The sequence below is a fragment of the Streptomyces sp. NPDC053665 genome (assembly GCF_055585285.1).
In genome coordinates, this window is record NZ_JBVJKK010000002.1 from 700,751 (window position 1) to 719,632 (window position 18,882).

Genomic DNA, 18,882 nt, shown 5'->3' on the forward strand with positions numbered 1-18,882 from the left:
GACAAGGACGACGTACGACAAGAAGGCGGGCCATCCATTCGGATGGCCCGCCTTCTCATCTGCTGTGGAGCTAAGGAGAATTGAACTCCTGACCTCCTGCATGCCATGCAGGCGCTCTACCAACTGAGCTATAGCCCCTTGCGGTGTTGCCCTCCGGGTTTCCCCGGCGGCGACGCCAACATTACTGGTCCTGCGGGCCCAACACCAAATCGGTTTCGTCGCGCCCGATATGACCGATTTGCCGACCTGTGGCCCTGTCGCCCCTCAGGCCGTCACGAACGAGTAGAACCGCTTGAGGGTGCAGTGCTCCTCCAGGAGCCGGCCGTAGATCGGCTCACCCTCCAGTTCGCGGTACGTCTCGATCGGGTCGCCCTTTATGATCAGCGCCCGCGCGCATTCCTCGCACCAGTACTGGTAGTCGGGATTGATCGGTTCCATGTCGCGGACGATCGGCGTCCCGCTGCCGCACCAGTCGCACTTCCGCCTGTGTGCACCCATCGATCAGCTCCAGCTGTGGCCGCAGGCCGTGCACACGTAGGAGACACCGCCGTTGTCGCCGAGCATCTGGGCCACATGCGCGGATCCGCAGGAAGGGCAGCTGAGGCGGGTGGACATCACCGGTGGCACCGCTGAGCCGAGGAGGTGGTCGGCCTCCTCGAGGATGCTCGCAGGCATCGCTACTCCCTCCCGTCGGGTCGCGCCCCCTTCCGGCCGTTTGATTCTGCCACGGCCGGACCAATACGGTCAGCGACGCCTCAGTACCAGTCCGGACACGGCACCCCGGCGGGGCTGTAGAGCTATACGGCCGGAACGGCCCGGACGACTCAACCGCGCGCATGAAAAATCCCGCCCCCTGACGGGAACGGGATCTTGATGTGGAGCTAAGGAGAATTGAACTCCTGACCTCCTGCATGCCATGCAGGCGCTCTACCAACTGAGCTATAGCCCCTGGTGTTCTCTCCCCGCTGGCGGGGCGAACAAGAAGAACTTTAGCCTGCGACCTGCCGGAAAGTGAAATCCGGGGTCAGTCGTCGTCTCCGAGCACCGGCTCCGGCAGGGTGCCGGCGTTGTGCTCCAGCAGCCGCCAGCCGCGGGCGCCTTCGCCGAGCACGGACCAGCAGCAGTTGGACAGGCCGCCCAGGCTCTCCCAGTTGTGCGCGTCCAGACCCAGCAGACGGCCGATGGTGGTGCGGATGGTGCCGCCGTGGCTGACCACGACGAGCGTGCCGTCCTCGGGGAGCTTGTCGACGTGCCGGAGCACCACGGGGGCGGCCCGGTCGGCCACCTCGGTCTCCAGTTCCCCGCCGCCGCGGCGCACGGGTTCGCCGCGCTTCCACGCGGCGTACTCCTCGCCGTACCGGCTGATGATCTCCTCGTGCGTCAGGCCCTGCCAGACGCCCGCGTAGGTCTCGCGCAGCCCCTCGTCGTGGGCGACGTCGAGGCCGGTGAGCACGGCGAGCTCGGCGGCCGTCGCCGCCGCGCGCCTGAGGTCGGACGCGACGATCGCGTCCGGCTTCAGCGAGGCCAGCAGACGGGCCGCGCGGCGGGCCTGGGCGACACCGGTCTCGGTGAGCTCGACGTCCGTGCTGCCCTGGAAGCGGCGCTCCACGTTCCAGGACGTCTGGCCGTGCCGCCACAGGATGATGCGGCGGCCGCGGCCCGGCCTGCCGGCCTCACCGAGGGTGCTCACCGCCAGTCACCGTCCAGCTCCGCCGCCTCCTCGGCCGCCTGCAGCTTGGCGTGCTCCTCGGCCTTGCCGCGGGTGGCCCGGGCGTCCTCGGGCAGCTCCAGCTCGGGGCAGTCCTTCCACAGCCGCTCCAGGGCGTAGAAGACGCGCTCCTCGCTGTGCTGGACGTGCACGACGATGTCGACGTAGTCGAGCAGGACCCAGCGGGCCTCCCGGTCGCCCTCGCGGCGCACCGGCTTGGCGCCGAGTTCCTTGGACAGCCGCTCCTCGACCTCGTCGACGATGGCCTTGACCTGGCGGTCGTTGGGCGCGGAGGCCAGCAGGAAGGCGTCCGTGATGGACAGCACGTCACTCACGTCGTAGGCGACGATGTCGTGGGCCAGCTTGTCTGCGGCCGCCTGGGCGGCGGTGTTGATGAGCTCCTGGGAGCGGTCGGTCACGGTCACTGCAAGGCTTTCCGTCGGTGGACACTTGTCCTCAAGGGTCTCACGGACGGCAGCGGGCCCCCCACGCGATCACGACGGATCGCGCGGAGGGCCCGCCGTCACGGCCCGCTCTCGCCACGGGGCCGCGTCAGCCGGACGACGGCCGGTAGTCCTGGCCGAGGAGCACGGCGACGTCCGCGCTCGCGGGGGTCTCCCCCTTGGCGACGGAGCTCGCGGGCAGGCCCAGGGTCTTGGCGACCTCGGCGGCGTGCTCCTTGCCGGCGGCGTCGGCGTACACGACCTTCGACGTGGCGCGGGCGGTCGCCGTACCGCCCTCCAGGAAGGTGAAGCCGCCGTTGAGCAGGACGACGCGGGCCTTCTCCGTGTTGTCCTTCACTCCGGTGGCGTTCCGCACGGAGACGGTCGTGGCGGCGTCCTTGTCCGGGCTCTTGGCCGTGCCGCCGAGGACCTCCCGGACGATCTTCGCGCCGGCCTGGGCGGCGAGCGTGCCGTCGCCCTGGACGGGCAGCAGGTCGGTCCGGTGGTCGCCGCCCTTGGCGAGGTCGGAGAGCCCGGCGAGGAAGGTGCCGAGGTCCTTGTCGGTCAGGGACGGGTCGAGGATCTGCGCCAGGGTCTGGATGGTGGTGGTCGCGGCCCCCGGGTCGGAGGACAGCTTGCGCAGCACCCCCTGCATGACCTGACCGAACCGCTCGAGCTGCGCGGTCTGCGCCTCGCCGGGTGCGCGGTAGGTGGCGTAGGCGACGGCCGCCTTGCCGCTGAGGGTCTGGTCCGCTCCCCGGTGGACCAGGGGGGCCTCGCCCTTCTTCTTCGCGGCCGGGTCCGGCACGTCGGTGTCGGTGTCGGCCTCGATGTTGCCGACGAGGTCGACGAGGTTCTGCAGGTACGGGGTGTCCAGGCGCCAGGTGCCCTCGATGTCGGTGCCGAGCACCGTGTCCAGTGCCTCGCGGGTGCCGTCGGAGCCGTCGTCGTCCACCGACTTGGCCAGGGTCGTCGTGGTGCCGTCGTCGCCGGTCAGGGCGAGCGAGTTGGGCAGCAGGACGGTGGTGCCCCGGTGGGCGGTGGTGTTGTCGACGAGGAGGGCCGTGGAGGTGCCGCCGCCCTTGGTGTCGTGCAGGTGGACGACGATCACGTCGCGCTTCTGGGCGCCGGCCGCCGTGGTGGTGCCGGTGCCGGAGTCGCCGGAGGACAGGCCGGGCAGCTTGCCCGCGTACCAGAGCCAGCCGACGCCGCCGGCCGCGACCAGCGCGAGGACGACGGTCAGGGCGACGATCCGGCTGCGGGCGCGGCGCCGGGCCTCCTCGCGGCGCTCGGTGCGGTTCTCGGTGAACTTCAGCCAGTCGATGACGTCTTCGGAGTTGTCGTCCGGTTCCTCGACGAAGGCGAACTGCTCGGTGTGGTACTCCCGTTGCGGCTCGTCGGGCTCCTCGCGTCCGGCCGGGCCCGTCTGCTGCGGGATGTGGGCGGTCTGCGGGAAGGGCTGCTGCGAGGTCTGCTGCGCGGTGTGCCCGGCCGCCTGGGACTGCCCGCCGTAGGGGTCCTGGTACCCGCCGTGGTGCCCGGTGGAGCCGTACGGGTCGTAGCCGTGGTCCTGCGGGTACGTGGGGGCCGCGCCCTGGTCGTACGCGGCCGGGGGCTGCTGCCCGCCGGTGCCGTAGGGGTCGTAGCCGTAGCCCTGCTGGTGCTGCTGCTGGTGCTGCTGGGCGTACGGGTCGTAGGTGTGCTGCTGGGTCTGGACGTGCCGGTAGACGGGCCGGCCGTACTCGTCGTAGCCGACGAGCTCGTACTGGCCGGCGCCGTGGTCGGCGGCCCCCGCGTCGTATCGGTCGTTCACCGGTGCCCCTCTCGGCTCACTCGCCGCGGTACAGCTCGCGCTTGTCGATATAGCGCACGACTCCGTCGGGCACCAGGTACCAGATGGGGTCGCCCTTGGCGACTCTCGCCCGGCAGTCGGTGGAGGAGATGGCCAGCGCGGGCACCTCCACGAGCGAGACGCCGCCCTCGGGGAGTCCGGGGTCGTCCAGCTGGTGGCCCGGGCGGGTCACCCCGATGAAGTGCGACAGGGAGAACAGCTCCGCCGAGTCCCGCCAGGTGAGGATCTGGGCGAGCGCGTCGGCGCCCGTGATGAAGAACAGGTCCGTGTCCGGGTTGAGGGCGCGCAAATCCCGCAGGGTGTCCACGGTGTAGGTGGGGCCGCCGCGGTCGATGTCGATGCGGCTGACGGAGAACTGCGGGTTCTCGGCGGTCGCGATGACCGTCATCAGGTAGCGGTCCTCGGCCGGCGAGACGCTGCGGTGGCTCTTCTGCCAGGGCTGCCCGGTGGGCACGAAGACCACCTCGTCGAGGTGGAACGCCGCGGCGACCTCGCTGGCAGCCACCAGGTGCCCGTGGTGGATCGGGTCGAAGGTGCCGCCCATGACACCGAGCCTGCGCTTGCCGGGCCGCGACGGGCTCGTGCCGGGGCCGGCGGTCCGGCGCGCCGTCCCGGCGGCACGGCGCGGCTCGTCCGGGTGCCGCTCGGTGCCGCTCGCCGTGTCCGCTGCCGGGTCGTGCGGCGTCTCGTTCGCCGGACCGGTAGGCATGTCCTGCTCTCCCATGCGAGCAGACCCTACCGGCCCCGCCCGAGGGCTCCGGCCGCCCCCGTGGTCCCCGGGGCGCCCCGCGGGGGGCGCCCGGCCGGGCTCAGCGGTCGCGGTTGAAGCGGGTGGTGATCCACAGCAGGAGCAGCAGGATGAACAGGGCGCCGCCACCGGTGAGGTAGGGGCTGAGGCTCTCGTGGTTTCCGCCGTGCTCCTCGCCCTCGGCGGCGAGGGTGACCAACTGGGCAGCGGTGCTGTGGAAGCTCATCTTCGGCAGGACCTATCGCGTGTGGGCGGGATAAAGACGTCGGCTCATCGTAAGCGGGAGCCCCCGCCGCGATCACCCCGACTCCGCCTGTCGGTGCCGGGAGCGCCCCGCCACACCTCCGCCGGTGGCGCCCCCGCGTCCGGCGGGGAACCTTCCCGATTCCTCAGTCGTCCTTGTGTCTGTAGCCGCGCAGCAGGAACCACGCGGTCAGCGCGGAGCCCACGAGCATCACCAGGAGCACGACGCGGAGGATCCCCGGTCCCCCTCGTCCGTCGGTGGTGTTCGCGGCCTGCGCGAGCCAGGCGGCCGCGAGGTGGTGCTCCATGGCGGTGGTTCCCTTCGCTGTACTGCCCGACCACGGTAACTCCGCCTAGGCTGGGCTCCGCCCAGGGAGGGCAAAGGGCCGCACAAGGGGCCGCAAAGGCCATACAGACGCATGGGGGAAGACATGTCCGACGGCCACGAGCACCACGGGCACGAGCGCGTGCCCGGCAGGCAGCGCAGGCGCTTCCCCGGGATCTCCTCACGCGCCTACGAGCACCCCGCCGACCGCTCCGCCCTGGTGGCGCTGCGCAAGCTCAGCGGCTTCGACACGGTGTTCAAGGCCCTCAGCGGCCTGCTGCCCGAGCGCAGCCTGCGGCTGCTGTTCCTGTCCGACTCGGTGCGCGTCTCCGACCAGCAGTTCTCGCATCTGAACGTGATGCTGAGGGACGCCTGCTACATCCTGGACCTGGAGAAGGTCCCGCCGATGTACGTGACGCAGGACCCGCAGCCCAACGCGATGTGCATCGGCCTGGACGAGCCGATCATCGTCGTCACGACGGGCCTGGTCGAGCTGCTGGACGAGGAGGAGATGCGGGCCGTCGTCGGCCACGAGGTCGGGCACGCGCTGTCCGGCCACTCGGTCTACCGGACGATCCTGCTGTTCCTGACCAGCCTGGCCGTCCGGGTCGCCTGGATCCCGCTGGGCAATCTCGCGATCATGGCGATCGTGACCGGGCTGCGCGAGTGGTTCCGCAAGTCGGAGCTGTCGGCGGACCGGGCGGGGCTGCTGGTGGGACAGGACCTCCAGGCGTCGATGCGCGGGCTGATGAAGATCGCCGGCGGCAACCACCTGCACGAGATGAACGTGGACGCCTTCCTCGCCCAGGCCGAGGAGTACGAGGCCGGCGGCGACCTGCGCGACTCCGTGCTGAAGATCCTGAACGTGCTGCCCCGCTCCCACCCCTTCACCACCGTGCGGGCGGCCGAGCTGAAGAAGTGGGCGGCCTCGCGGGACTTCCAGCGGCTCATGGACGGCCACTACGCCCGCCGCGAGGACGACGGGGACACCTCGGTCCGCGACTCCTGGCGCGAGTCGGCGAACCACTACGGCAGCAGCGTGAAGAACTCCAAGGACCCGCTGATGAAGCTGGTCACGGACCTCGCGGGCGGCGCCGGCGACCTGGGCGACCGGGTCCGCCGCGGCTTCGGCGGTTTCACCGGTTCGGCCCAGCGGCCGCCCCGCGACCCGGACGCGCCCGGCTCCCCGGGCACGCCCGGTGACGAGCGCCCGCCGGGCGAGGGCGGGTAGCGGACCGGCCGGACGGCGGTGGGCCCGGCGCGGCCGGATCAGACCTTCGGCTGCGCGCTCGTCGCCAGGGAGCCGCACAGGGCGGTCGCGCTGCCGGTCGCGTAGGGGTCGGTGCCCGCGGGCCCGCCCTCCCTGGCCGTCTGGCCGGCCAGCAGGGGGCGGAGGTAGTTCGTCGAGTCCTCGGCGCAGGACAGCGGGCCGGCCTGGACGTAGGAGACGACGAGCCGGGCCTGGTGCAGGCGCAGGTCGTCGCGGTCGAAGCGGAACTGCAGCTCGCGCCGCAGGGTGAACAGGGACACGTCGTCCTCGGCCGCGGCCCCCGCCGGGCGCAGGGCGTAGACGAAGGTGTGGTCGGTGGTGACCTCCAGCGTGGAGGAGTCGGTCTCCGCGGCCTGGAGGGTGCCCTGCACCCGGACCTCCCGCTCGGCCAGTTCGGCGCGGGTGGGGTCGAAGCGGACCAGCCAGCCGGTGGGGGCGTGGCGTCCGTCGGCGGTCGGGCGGGCGAAGCTCTGGTCGAACTGCCCCAGCTGGTCGGGGTCGAGCAGGACCCGCACGGAGCGCACCTCGCGCCCGGTGAGCACCTCCGGGTCGAGGGCGGAGCGGACGATGTAGTCCTTGGCCGTGGTCAGGGCGGCGACGACCTGGCTGTCGGAGAAGTGCGCGGTGCGCCGCGAGGCGGGCAGCGGTACGCCCTCCGCGCCGGACTTGAACTGCGCGGCGGGGCTGTGCGCGTACAGGGACGCCGGGTCGGACGTGCCGGGCACCTTGCCCTCGGGGGCGAGCGGGATCACGGTCATCCGCAGCGGCTCTCCGGGCTGACGGGCGGCCGGGGTCTGGTAGGGGTGGCGGACGCCCATGTAGAGGGCGGTGCCGAAGGCGACGGCGATGAGCACGACCAGTACCAATGCCTGCCGGGACAGGCCCCGGCGCACGGGCGGGCGGCGGCGTACGGCGGGCGAGTGATCGGCGATGCGCTCCTGGGCGGAGAACTCCTGGAGCCGGGCAGCGCGGACGAACGATTCGTCGAAGACGACGGATCGGTACTCGTCCTCGCCACCCCCGGGAACGCCCTCGGGAGTCCCCTCAGGTGGGTTGCCAGGCCCGCCCATATCTTCACTGTAGGTTCCCGGGCGCCCGGGTAAACGCCGGGTTGCTCCACAAGTTCTGACAGGTTCTCACCAAGGCGGGCGGGTTCCGGTCAGGGGGTGCGCGGGATCACCGACATGGCCGGCCGGGAGTGGTCGGCGGATGCGGAGGGGGCGGCCCCGCTGCCCTGCTCCGGTCCGGTCGAAGTGGACGGAGGCAGGGGTTCGTCGTGGTCGGCGGAGGCTCCGCGGTAGACCGCCGTGAAGGCCAGGGCGACCATGCCGACGCCCATCACGAGGGCGAGGACCCAGGCGACGGGCCGGTGCCAGCGGACCTGCCGGGAGTAGGGCCCGGGGTGGCGGCGATCCTCGAGGACGTCCGGGTCGTCGAACTCGCCGAGGTCGGGATCACGACCGTAGGCGCGGTGGGTGTCCGGGCCGAACCCGTCGTCGTAGCGCTCGCCTCTGGCGTGGGCACGGCGGGCCTCCGCCTCGGAGGCCTCGGCTCTGGCCTGGGCAGCGGCCAGGAGACGCTCGACGGCGGTCGGCTCGTGCACCACGGCCGCGCGTACGAAGGCCTCGTCGAAGACCACGGAGGCGAACTCTTCGTCCGACACCCCGCGGTCGTGGTCGTCGTCGGGCTCCCTGCCGTCCGGAAACGGCGTGCCCCCCACGTCCTCCGGCACGGATCCAGAGTAGACCTGGGGGGTCGTTCTGGGCAGACGGTATGCATATTTCGTCCCCCTGCGGGGCGGATCGCGTGGGGCTCCGGGGGGCGCGCGTCCGGCCGGTCGGCGCCCAGGCCACGCGGGTGGACCGCCCGGAGCCGCCCCGGGCGGGTATGCGGGGACCCGCATACCCCGTTACGCCGTTCGGGTCAGCGCCGCACGTGGCCGTCGCCGGTCACGATGTACTTCGTGCTGGTCAGCTCCGGCAGGCTCATCGGGCCGCGGGCGTGCAGCTTCTGCGTGGAGATGCCGATCTCGGCGCCGAAGCCGAACTGGCTGCCGTCGGTGAAGCGGGTGGAGGCGTTCACCGCGACGGTGGTGGAGTCGACCAGCTGGGTGAAGCGGCGGGCGGCCTGCTGGGAGGTCGTCACGATGGCCTCGGTGTGGCCGGAGCTCCACAGCCGGATGTGCTCCACGGCCTTGTCCAGGGAGTCCACGACGGCGGCGGCGATGTCGTACGACAGGTACTCCGTCTCCCAGTCCTCGGCCGTCGCCTCGACGACGGTGGCCTTGGTGCCCTGGGCGTGGGCCCGTACGCGCTCGTCGGCGTGCACGGTGACCCCGGCCTCCGCCAGGGCGTCCAGCGCGCGGGGCAGGAAGGCGGCGGCGATGTCCTGGTGGACCAGCAGGGTCTCGGCGGCGTTGCAGACGCCGACCCGCTGGGCCTTGGAGTTGACCAGGATCTCCACGGCCATGTCCAGGTCGGCCCGGGCGTCGACGTAGACGTGGCAGTTGCCCGTCCCGGTCTCGATGACCGGGACGACGGACTCCTGCACGACCGTGTTGATCAGGGAGGCGCCGCCGCGCGGGATCAGCACGTCGACCAGGCCGCGGGCGCGCATCAGCTCGCGCACGCTGTCGCGGCTCTCGCCGGGCACGAGCTGCACGGCGTCCGCGGGCAGCCCGGCTCCGCCCACGGCGTCGCGCAGGACCCGCACGAGGGCGGTGTTCGACCGGTACGCCGAGGAGGAGCCGCGCAGCAGGACGGCGTTGCCGGACTTCAGGCACAGGGCGGCGGCGTCGACGGTGACGTTGGGCCGGCCCTCGTAGATGATGCCGACGACGCCGAGGGGGACGCGGACCTGGCGCAGGTCGATGCCGTTGGGCAGCGTGGAGCCGCGGACGACCTCGCCGACCGGGTCGGGCAGGGCGGCGACGTCGCGCACGTCGGAGGCGATGGAGCGGACCCGCTCGGGGGTGAGGGTGAGCCGGTCGATCATGCCGTCGGCGAGGCCGGCCTCCCGGGCCCGGGCGACGTCCTCGGCGTTGGCCTCGACGATCTCGCTCGTGCGGACCTCCAGCGCGTCCGCGATGGCGAGCAGCGCGTCGTCCTTGTCGGCCCGCGGCAGCGGCGCGAGGGACGCGGCGGCGGCCTTGGCGCGGTAGGCGGCCTCGGTGACCGGGGACATGGAGTCGTACGGAGAGAGCGTGGTCATGAGGGAAGGGTAGTGCGCCGGACGCGCCGGTTCACGGCGCGTTCCACAGCCCGAGACGCTCCGCGGACGGCCGTCAGAACGGGTGGATGCCCACGGGCGAGGCGGGCGGCGGGCCGTAGCCCTCGGCGACGCGCTGGTGGTAGGTGGCCCGGTCGATGACCTCCAGGCCGACGATCTCCCAGGGCGGCAGCCCGGCGGTCTGCCGGTGCTCGCCCCACAGGCGCAGGGCCACCGCTGCCGCGTCGTGCAGGTCGCGGGCCTCCTCCCAGTAGCGGATCTCCGCGTGGTCGACGGCGTAGCGGCTGGTGAGGAGGAAGGGGTGGTCGTGGGCGAGCTGCTCCAAAGCGCGCCGGACCTCGGGCAGCGGGGCCTGCCGGCCGGAGACGCTGAGGGTGACGTGCCACAGGCGCGCGGTCTCCGCGGGCTGCTCCCCGTCGAACCGGTCTCCGGCCGCCACGCTGGTCAGGGCGCGCTCCTCACCGGCCGTGCGGGAGCCGGCACCACCACGGGACACGGTGGCCCCCGGGCGCACTCGTCTCACGACGGCCTCCTTCGCTCCATGGCGATGCTGCGGGACAGTTCCCCGAGACAAAGTTGAGCAGGCCGCAAGGGTTCGTGGGGCGGTTTTGCGGAACGTCCACCACCGGGGGCGGACGTTTCGGAACATTACGGATGCAGGACCACCAGGTCGTCCCTGTGTACGACCTCGCGTTCGTACGCGGGGCCGAGGTCCCGGGCCAGCTCCCGGGTGGAACGGCCGATGAGCCGCGGGATCTCCTTGGCGTCGAAGTTGACCAGCCCCCGGGCCACGGCGTGCCCCGCGCCGTCGCGCAGTTCGACCGGGTCGCCGGCGCTGAAGTCGCCCTCGACGGCGGCGATGCCGGCGGGCAGCAGCGACTTGCGGCGGTCCACGACGGCCTGCACGGCGCCGTCGTCCAGGGTGAGCGCGCCCTGCGGGGTGGAGGCGTGCTGGAGCCACAGCAGCCGGTCGGCGGAGCGCCTGCCGGTGGGGTGGAAGTAGGTACCGGTGTCCTGCCCGGCCAGTGCGTCGGCGGCGTGGACGGCGCTGGTCAGGACGACGGGCACACCGGCGGCGGCCGCGATGCGGGCGGCCTCGACCTTGGTGACCATGCCGCCGGTGCCGACACCGGCCCGGCCCGCGCTGCCGATCTCGACGTGGGCGAGGTCGGCGGGGTCGCGGACCTCGGCGATCCGGGAGGTGCCGGGCCTGGCCGGGTCGCCGTCGTAGACGCCGTCCACGTCGGACAGCAGGACCAGCAGGTCGGCGTGGACGAGGTGGGCCACGAGGGCGGCCAGACGGTCGTTGTCGCCGAAGCGGATCTCGTCCGTGGCGACGGTGTCGTTCTCGTTGACGATCGGGAAGGCGCCCATCGCCAGCAGCTTGTCCAGGGTGCGCGAGGCGTTGCGGTGGTGGGCGCGGCGGCTCATGTCGTCGCTGGTCAGCAGCACCTGGCCGACGCGCACGCCGTAGCGGGCGAAGGAGGCGGTGTAGCGGGCGACCAGCAGGCCCTGGCCGACGCTGGCGGCTGCCTGCTGGCGGGCCAGGTCCTTGAGGCGGCGGCGCAGGCCGAGCGGGGCGAGACCGGCGGCGATGGCGCCGGAGGAGACCAGGACGATCTCGCGCTCCCCACCGCTGCGGACCTTGGCGAGCACGTCGACCAGCGCGTCCACCCGGTCCGCGTCCAGGCCGCCCGAGGCGGTGGTCAGCGAGGAGGACCCGACCTTGACGACGATCCTTCGGGCCTCGCCCACGGCCTGCCTTGCCCCTGTCACGTCCCGGTCCGTCCCCTCGCGCCGCCTCGGTCCCTCACCGGGGATTCTCCGCCGTCCCACCAGGAAAGTCCTCCGGTTTACCAGCAGGGAATCTACGGGACGGCAGGGCGTGGCGCCTCGCCGGTCCACGCTGCGGACGGTGCGTCTCGCCTGACGTGACCACGATCTCCATACCCCGATGACGACAGCCGCGCAATCTTCCGCTACGGTCCCTGGGCACGGCTCCCTACACTCAGACGGCACGCACGTGTCGTCGGGAGACAGCCGCGCGTTAACCCGGACGGCCGATGTGCGCCGAACCGACGCATCTGGAGTGACCGCAGTGCCCCTATCTCTCCCTCGTCCGCCTGCCCTGTCCAAGGGGCTGGCGGCCGTCGCCCTGGCCGCAGCCTTCGCCGCTCAGGCGGTCGCCGCTCTGCTGCCCAACGTGCCGCTGCTGCTCGCCTCGACCGCCCTCTCCCTGGCCGTGGAGGGAGTGCTGTACAAGTGGCAGCGCGGGGTGCAGTCGATGTTCGCCAAGTCCCACGCGGACATCACCGTACGGCACGTCCTGCGGGACCTGCTGCTCGTCGTGGGCCTGCTGCGGCTCGGCGAGCAGGACCGGGAGACGGTCTACGCCCCGCTCGTGGCCGGGCTGCTGCTGTTCTACGTGCTGCACTTCGCGGTGCAGGCCGTCTCGGTCCTGGTGCGGCGCACCCGCACCCTGCCGGTGGTGACCCGGAACATAGACGCCTCCGCCCTGCGGCTGTCCCCGGCCCCGGCCGCGGTGCTGCGCCGCCCCGGCCAGCGGCTGCTGCTGTTCGGCCTGCCGGCGACGGTCGGCCTGCTGGCCGCCGCCCCGGGCGACGACCCGGTGTACGCCGCGGTGGGCATCGCCCTCTCGGTGGTCCTCGCGCTGGGGGGCCTGTGCGCCCTGCTGCTCCGGCTGCTGCCGAGCCGCCGGCCGGCCGGCGAGGAGGAGGTGCTGGCGTGGTTCGACCAGTGGCTGGCGGAGTACCGGCCGACCGCCGGGCTGTACTTCTCCGGCGGTGTCTCCTCGGCCTACCAGGCGAACATGTGGCTGGAGCCCCTCGCGCAGATCGACGGCAAGCCGATCATCGTGCTGCGTGAGCGGTTCATGGTGCAGAAGATCGCGGCCACGGACATCCCGATCGTGTGCCTGCCGAAGGTGTCCACGCTGATGCGGCTGGAGCACTCCACGCTCCAGGTCCTCATCCACCCGTCGAACTCGGGCAAGACCTCCCAGGTGCTGCGCATCCCGACGATACGGCACACCTTCGTCAACCACGGCGAGAGCGACAAGCTGTCCTCCTGCAACCCGTACGCGAAGGCCTACGACGAGGTGTGGGTGGCCGGGCCCGCGGCGCGCGAGCGGTACGCCCTGGCCGAGGTCGGCGTCGAGGACAAGGACGTGGTCGAGACCGGCCGCCCGCAGCTGGACGGCGTGCTGCCCCACGCGGGCCCGCCGAAGGGCGCGTACACGACCGTGCTGTACGCCCCGACCTGGGAGGGCTGGGACGGCAACCCCGGCAACACCTCCGTGGTCGCGGCCGGGGAGAACCTGGTGCGGGCGCTGCTGGCGGACCCGGGCGTGCGGCTGCTGTACAAGCCGCACCCGCTGACGGGCTCGGTGGACCCGCGCGCGGGCGCTGCCGACTTGCGCATCCGCGAGCTGATCCGCGCCGCGAACCGGCAGCGGCAGCAGACCCAGCCGCGGGCCGCCGGTGAACTGGCGCGGCTGACGGCCGAGCTGGAGCGGCTCACCACCTCGAGGTTCCGGTCCGGGGCCGACGTGGCGGAGCGGATGCTCGTGCAGTCGGCACCCGAGCCGGGCCGGGCCGCCGCGGTGCGGCGGGCGACGGCCGCGTGGGAGGAGGCGTACTGGGCCTCGCTGCCGGCCGGTGAGCACCAGATCATCACGGACGCCCGGCCCACGCTGTACTCCTGCTTCAACGTGGCCGACCTGCTGATCAGCGATGTGTCGAGCGTGATCAGCGACTTCCTGGCGAGCGAGAAGCCGTACGCGGTCGCCAACACCAGCGGACTGCCCGAGGACGCCTTCCGTGCGGCGTTCCCGACGGTGGTCGCGGCGACCGTGCTGACCCCGGACGCGGCGGGCGTGCCCGCGCTGCTGGAGGCGGTCCGGAACCCGGAGAGGGACGAACTGGCCGAGGCCCGCGCCGCGTTGAAGCTGCGGCTGCTGGGTCCCGCCGAGCCCTCGTCGCAGGAGCGCTTCAACGCGGCCGTGCAGGCGCTGTGCGAGGAGGCCCGCGAGCACCGGGCCCGGGTCGCGGAGCGGCTGACGACGGAGCGGCTGGCGGCGGAACTGCCGGGCCAGCGCACCGAGCCGGCCGTGCCCACCGCACCGCGCTGACGGGCGACGGGAGAGCCACCGCGGGGGCCGCCGGCGAATGCCGGCGGCCCCCGTCGCATGGTCCACGCCGCTCACGCCGCCGCCCTGGGCCCGGGTCCGCCACACGCCGCGCGCCCTGCGCACGGCCCGCCGCACGAACAGGCCGGCACCGCCCTCCCGGTAGCCCGGGAACGTCCGCGCCTCTCGGGCTACCGGCGAGGTAGACGTGGTCCGCGCTGCCCCCAGCGGGGTCGCGAAAGTACGGGTAGGCCAGGCACGGGGCCGGAAACGTCAGGAGTCCGGCCTCCGGGGCGACTTCCCCGGAAGGCCGGACTCCTCGGTGCGGCAGCCGGTCAGGCCGTGCCGGCTCCGCCGGGGTCACCGGCGGCGGGCACACGCTGCCCGGACACGGCGTCGGTGAGCTCGGCCTCGGCCTGCGTCTCGGCCTCCGCCTGGTCGAGGGCGGCCGCGTCCCGCGACCGCAGGCCGACGTTGCGCGTCTCGGCCTTCAGCGCCAGGTTCGCGACGGCCGTGTTGAACTGCTGGAGCGAGCTCGGCTCGTCCGGGCCCAGCAGGTACTGCTTGAGCTTCCTGCGGTCCTCGGCCAGCGGGTCGGCGGCCGGGTCGCGGACGGCACCCAGCAACTCGTCCAGCCCGGCGGCGCTGTTGGTGAGGATCACCGCGGCACGCACCGCCGTGTTGTTCCGCTTGAACTCCTCGGCCCCCACCCCGGCGGAGTCGGTGACCGCGTAGGGCTTGCCGCTGGCGATGAAGTCGGACACCACGCTGGAGATGTCGGAGACCATCGCGTCGGAGACGTTGAAGCAGTCGTACAGGGGCGGTTCGGCGCCGGTGATGACGCGGTGCTCCCAGGACGGGAAGGAACGCCAGTAGGCGTCGTTCCACTCGGCGCGCAGCCGCGCGACCTCCTCGTGCCGGGCGGTGTCGAGCAGCCCGTCCCGGCTGGCCTCGGCCTCGTCGACCCGGTCGGAGCCGACACCGGACAGCTCGGCCAACCGGGCTTCGATGCGCCGCAGTTCGGCCTCGGCGTCCGCCTGGGCGGCGGTGTCCGGGACGAACCGCGCATCGAGGGCACGCTCGGCGGCGGCCTTCTCCACCAGGGCGGTGATCCGCCGGTGCGCGGCGTCGGCCTCCTGGCTGACGGTGCCGGTGAACGGGTGCGGCTTGTACAGGACGCGGACGGGCGGGTCGGCCGCGACCAGCCCGCGCACGATGTTCTCGCCGGCCAGCAGGATCGAGGTGTTGCCCGGGTTGTCGTCCCAGCCCTCCCAGGTGGGGGCGTACAGCACGGTCGGCATGCGGCCCTCGGGCACGCCCTGCCAGGTCCGGATCGCGGCGAGCTGGGGGCGGCCGACCTCGACGATGTCCTCGTCGAGGACACCGACGTCGGCGAGGGCGTAGCGGTCGCGGCCCGCGCGGCCGGCCGTCCAGACCTCGTCGTAGACCTTGCTGTACGGGTTGACGCTGGCGAGCTTGTCGCTGTCGCCGTGGCCGATGAAGACGTGCTTCATGGTGGGCACGCGCAGCAGGTGGATGTTCTTGCCGACGTTGGCCGCGTAGAGCGCGACGCGCACGGTGGACAGGTCCAGGTTCATCAGGTGCACCCCTCCGGGCACGCAGACGACGGGGACCGTGGTGGGCGCCAGGTTGGCGAGGATGACGCGCTCACGCAGGATGATCAGCGGTCTGGAGTCCAGTTTCTCCATGGTGTCCAGCCACATGTTGACCTGGTACGCGGAGTCCTTGGACCCGGAGAAGTACAGGACGGTCTCCGGCTTGTACTCCCCCAGCCAGTCGTCGACGGCGGCCAGCACCCGCTCGGCGTTCGGCGGGATCCGCCGGCCCCACACATAGGGCGCGAGCGCGAGGACGTACAGGGTTCCGAGGACCAGCGTGCAACCGATGCCGACGAAACCGATCAGCGACGACTTCACCTGGGCGGCGACCAGTATGCCGGCGACCGCCGCCAGGTCCAGGTGCAGCATCTTCTCGGCGGAGCGGTGCAGCAGCACGTGCGGCGGGGCGTCGGGGATGCGGATGCGCGCGGCGAGGTCGACGTTGCGGGTGGCGACCGGCATGCGGCGGCGGTTGCGGATGAGCTGGACCAGCGCGCCGTGCGGGGCCTGGAGACCGTAGAAGGCGATGAAGCAGGCGATCGCCCCGTAGTAGATCAGGTTGTCCGCGAGGGACAGCCGGGCCAGCAGCAGGACGAGCAGCAGTTCCCGGATCAGGAAGCGGATCGGCAGGCCGGCCCGGACCTTGCCGAGGCGGTTGATCAGGTAGCTGCCCTTGTGGTGCAGATAGTGGTCCGCCAGGTACGTCACGGCGGCCGCTGCCGCGAAGGCGGGGACGCTCGGCACGAGCGCGGCCAGCATGAGGGCGGGGAAGCCCGCCACCATGAGGAGCGCCGCGGCGAGTTCGGCCGCGCTGCCCACCCTGGCTACGCGGATGGCTGTGGATATCACGGAGGAACCTGCTCTTGTGAGGGATGTGCCGGTCTTGCTCACTGATGCGGCTGGTCTGTGAATCTGCCCAGGGGTACGGGTGCAGGCCTCTGCGCACACGACGGTGGTCCGAATGGACGACAAGAGTGCACAGAGGCCCGATTTGCGGGGGTTTAGCGGCCGGCAATATTACACGCCGTCCTGCCGGTCCAGAACCGAGGCCAGGGCCTGCTCGAAACCGGACGCCCGGGCCGCGCCGGCGGTGGGGTCCTGCTGGCGGACGTCGATGACGTGGCCGGTGAGTGCGCTGAGCAGCACATCGAGCGAGGCGCGTGCCACGGCCTGGGAGGACAGCAGCGAGCCCGTCGGCTCCTGACCGAACGCCTTGGTGCGCATGGGAGTGGCGGTGCGCTCGGGGTTGATGCAGTTGACGCGGATGCCGTCGCCGGCCCACTCGTCGGACAGGGCCTGGGTGAGGTTCACCATGGCGGCCTTGGTCGAGGAGTACAGGCTGTACTCGGCGCGGCCGCGGGTGTAGCTGCTGGAGGTGTAGAGCAGCAGCTGGCCCTTGGTCTCGGACAGGTACTTGTGCGAGGAGCGGGCGATCTGCACGGGGGCCAGGTAGTTGACCTTCAGCGCCTCCTCGATGGTGGCGTTGTCGGTCTCGGCGAGCTTGCCGATGCGCAGCACACCGGCGGTGTTGACGACGTAGTCGATCCGGCCGGTCTCGGCGTACGCCTTGGACAGGGCGTCGTCGACCTCCTCCGGGTTCTCCACGTGGGTGCCGGTGGTGGAGCGGCCCAGGGCGTAGACCGCGGCGCCGTAGGACCCGGCCAGCTCGGCGATGTCCTTGCCGATGCCGTAGGAGCCGCCGAAGACGACCACGGTCCTGCCGGTCAGCAGCTCGCGGTACGCCTCCTCGGTGACCTGCTCGGGCGCGGCGGTGGAGGCGAGCTGGAACAGCTTGTCGGCGATGAAGACGTCGACGGGCTGGGTGACCTTCATGTTGTACTCGTCGCCCGCGACGACGTGGATCGGCACGTCCGGCAGGTACTTGAGCACCACGGAACAGTCGTCGGTGGCCTGGAAGTTGGGGTCGCCCGAGGCGACCTCGTAGGCCCGCTTGATCGTGGACAGCTTGAAGGCCTGCGGGGTCTGGCCGCGGCGCAGGCGGGACCGGTCCGGGATCTCGGTGATGAACTCGCCGTCCTGGCCGTGCGTGCGCGTGACGATGATGGTGTCCGCGGACGGGATGGCCACGTCGACGGCCTCGTAGCGCTCCAGCGCGGCCACGCAGTCGTCGATGACGCGCTGCGACAGCAGGGGGCGCACGGCGTCGTGGAAGAGGACGTTGAGGTCCTCGCCCTCGGCCAGTCCCTCACCGAGGGCGGCGATGGCGCGCTCGGTGGTCTCGTTGCGGGTGGAGCCGCCCTCGATGACCCGCGAGACCTTGCGGAACCCGGCCTTCGCGACGATCTTCTCGACGTCGGGCACATAACCCTGGGCCATCAGCACGATGACGTCGTCGATCGAATCGGCGTTCTCGAAGGTGGCGAGAGTGTGCTCGATGACGGCCTTGCCGGCGATCTTCAGCAGCTGCTTGGGGATCGACAGTCCCACCCGCTGACCGGTGCCCCCGGCCAGGATCACCGCGGTGGTACGGGGCTTGGCTATGTGCTGAGGCACAGGTTACCTACCTTGAGACGACAGGGAACCCCAAAAGGTTCCCACTGGTGGTTGACACAGTGCAAGGTGAGCGACCTGTACCGCTTATGTACGCGCAACCTGTCATTCACCTCGCGCTGCTGGTGATCGGTAAGACGGTCGTGCGGGCCATTTGGAGGCCCCACTGTGAGTTATTCCACAAGATCGACAAGCTCGCGGGTGAAGTCCCCTGCGCGGCAGGCGTGTTGACGCGTCGATCGATCCGGCGGGGACAGCACACGGGGGCCGGGCGGCGCGAAGCACGGCGCACCGCCGAGAGATCGTCGAGATGCACCGATGACCGGCCGGTGCCGAATTCGAAGCGCCCGTCGGCCCCTCGCGAGGCAATTCCGCTCGGGGTTCGCTCTGGGTTCGCACGGGGTCCGCACGGGGATTTCCGCACCATTCCGAATACGGCGGGGAACGACCCAGAACACGGTCACCGATTCGTCAGCGCAGGTGGGTGGACGTGCGGAGAGGGGGCGGGAAGCGTCACGCTCGCGGGCGATCGGCCCGCTGCTGCGCGGGGCCCACGTGCAGGACGACCGAGCACGCAAAGGAAGACCCGCCGCCGGCGCTGGAACGAGCCTGTGCCGGGGCGGGTCTGACGGACGCTCGACTACAGGCGCGTCCGAAGCCTGTTCAGGGGGTGAAGCCGGCGCCCGGACGGGCTCCGGTGGCGGTCGCGCCGAGGAGCGCGCCGCAGGCACCACGCCCCGCCGAGCCCAACCGGCTGCGGCGGGGGCACGTCCCCGGGGCGCAGCCGG

Annotated in this window: 17 protein-coding genes and 2 tRNA genes; 2 read left to right on the forward strand and 17 right to left on the reverse strand. The window is 72.0% G+C overall.

Annotated features, from left to right (window positions below):
• Positions 1-65: 65 nt before the first annotated feature.
• The 10 genes from ACZ6ZN_RS10700 to ACZ6ZN_RS10745 all read right to left on the reverse strand — a co-directional run bounded on the left by ACZ6ZN_RS10700 (position 66) and on the right by ACZ6ZN_RS10745 (position 5,302).
• Positions 66-138 (reverse strand) — tRNA-Ala (locus ACZ6ZN_RS10700).
• 126 nt (positions 139-264) lie between these two features.
• Positions 265-498: a hypothetical protein gene (locus tag ACZ6ZN_RS10705; protein ID WP_006136074.1), complete on the reverse strand. Its 234-nt coding sequence runs from the start codon at positions 496-498 to the stop codon at positions 265-267.
• A gap of 3 nt (positions 499-501) precedes the next feature.
• The gene (locus tag ACZ6ZN_RS10710) at positions 502-675 is read right to left on the reverse strand and encodes a hypothetical protein (protein WP_369195687.1); all 174 of its coding nucleotides are present in this window, start codon (positions 673-675) and stop codon (positions 502-504) included.
• A 201-nt stretch (positions 676-876) separates the two neighbouring features.
• Positions 877-949: transfer RNA gene (locus ACZ6ZN_RS10715), tRNA-Ala, on the reverse strand.
• A 75-nt stretch (positions 950-1,024) separates the two neighbouring features.
• Complete coding sequence (locus ACZ6ZN_RS10720; RefSeq protein ID WP_451879289.1) at positions 1,025-1,696, reverse strand: histidine phosphatase family protein; 672 nt, start codon at positions 1,694-1,696, stop codon at positions 1,025-1,027.
• Complete coding sequence (rsfS, locus tag ACZ6ZN_RS10725) at positions 1,687-2,133, reverse strand: ribosome silencing factor (RefSeq protein ID WP_376323015.1); 447 nt, start codon at positions 2,131-2,133, stop codon at positions 1,687-1,689. Before rsfS ends, ACZ6ZN_RS10720 begins: the two co-directional genes overlap by 10 nt.
• A 127-nt stretch (positions 2,134-2,260) precedes the next feature.
• Positions 2,261-3,964 (reverse strand): LCP family protein, encoded by a 1,704-nt coding sequence (locus tag ACZ6ZN_RS10730; protein WP_469644988.1) that lies wholly within the window; start codon positions 3,962-3,964, stop codon positions 2,261-2,263.
• Between the two features lie 16 nt (positions 3,965-3,980).
• Entirely contained in the window at positions 3,981-4,727 is a 747-nt protein-coding gene (nadD, locus tag ACZ6ZN_RS10735) for a nicotinate-nucleotide adenylyltransferase (protein WP_451879271.1), read from the reverse strand.
• Between the two features lie 85 nt (positions 4,728-4,812).
• Entirely contained in the window at positions 4,813-4,977 is a 165-nt protein-coding gene (locus ACZ6ZN_RS10740) for a hypothetical protein (RefSeq protein ID WP_003990192.1), read from the reverse strand.
• Between the two features lie 163 nt (positions 4,978-5,140).
• Positions 5,141-5,302 (reverse strand): hypothetical protein, encoded by a 162-nt coding sequence (locus tag ACZ6ZN_RS10745; RefSeq protein ID WP_398110377.1) that lies wholly within the window; start codon positions 5,300-5,302, stop codon positions 5,141-5,143.
• A 123-nt stretch (positions 5,303-5,425) separates the two neighbouring features.
• Between ACZ6ZN_RS10745 and ACZ6ZN_RS10750 the strand changes: the two genes are divergently transcribed.
• Complete coding sequence (locus ACZ6ZN_RS10750) at positions 5,426-6,550, forward strand: M48 family metalloprotease (protein ID WP_398110376.1); 1,125 nt, start codon at positions 5,426-5,428, stop codon at positions 6,548-6,550.
• A 38-nt stretch (positions 6,551-6,588) separates the two neighbouring features.
• Here ACZ6ZN_RS10750 and ACZ6ZN_RS10755 read toward each other — a convergent pair whose 3' ends face one another.
• The 5 genes from ACZ6ZN_RS10755 to proB form a co-directional block, all read right to left on the reverse strand.
• The gene (locus tag ACZ6ZN_RS10755) at positions 6,589-7,659 is read right to left on the reverse strand and encodes an SCO2583 family membrane protein (protein ID WP_451879272.1); all 1,071 of its coding nucleotides are present in this window, start codon (positions 7,657-7,659) and stop codon (positions 6,589-6,591) included.
• Between the two features lie 89 nt (positions 7,660-7,748).
• Positions 7,749-8,321, reverse strand: a complete 573-nt coding sequence (locus tag ACZ6ZN_RS10760) for an SCO2584 family spore wall biosynthesis protein (protein ID WP_469644992.1) — start codon at positions 8,319-8,321, stop codon at positions 7,749-7,751.
• 191 nt (positions 8,322-8,512) lie between these two features.
• The gene (locus ACZ6ZN_RS10765; RefSeq protein WP_469644994.1) at positions 8,513-9,799 is read right to left on the reverse strand and encodes a glutamate-5-semialdehyde dehydrogenase; all 1,287 of its coding nucleotides are present in this window, start codon (positions 9,797-9,799) and stop codon (positions 8,513-8,515) included.
• Positions 9,800-9,872: 73 nt separating this feature from the next.
• Positions 9,873-10,331 carry a hypothetical protein gene (locus ACZ6ZN_RS10770; protein WP_451879290.1) on the reverse strand — a complete coding sequence of 153 codons (459 nt, stop codon included), beginning with the start codon at positions 10,329-10,331 and terminating at the stop codon, positions 9,873-9,875.
• 134 nt (positions 10,332-10,465) lie between these two features.
• Complete coding sequence (gene proB, locus ACZ6ZN_RS10775; protein WP_469645664.1) at positions 10,466-11,572, reverse strand: glutamate 5-kinase; 1,107 nt, start codon at positions 11,570-11,572, stop codon at positions 10,466-10,468.
• Positions 11,573-11,915: 343 nt separating this feature from the next.
• Between proB and ACZ6ZN_RS10780 the strand changes: the two genes are divergently transcribed.
• Positions 11,916-13,967 (forward strand): hypothetical protein, encoded by a 2,052-nt coding sequence (locus ACZ6ZN_RS10780; protein WP_469645667.1) that lies wholly within the window; start codon positions 11,916-11,918, stop codon positions 13,965-13,967.
• Between the two features lie 332 nt (positions 13,968-14,299).
• On the opposite strand, the gene ACZ6ZN_RS10785 is transcribed toward ACZ6ZN_RS10780, so the two are convergent.
• Positions 14,300-16,432, reverse strand: coding sequence for a hypothetical protein (locus ACZ6ZN_RS10785; protein ID WP_469644997.1), 2,133 nt, complete (start codon positions 16,430-16,432; stop codon positions 14,300-14,302).
• Positions 16,433-16,600: 168 nt separating this feature from the next.
• On the reverse strand, positions 16,601-18,097 hold the full coding sequence (locus ACZ6ZN_RS10790; protein ID WP_451879276.1) for a D-ribitol-5-phosphate cytidylyltransferase: 1,497 nt from the start codon (positions 18,095-18,097) through the stop codon (positions 16,601-16,603).
• Positions 18,098-18,882: the final 785 nt, after the last annotated feature.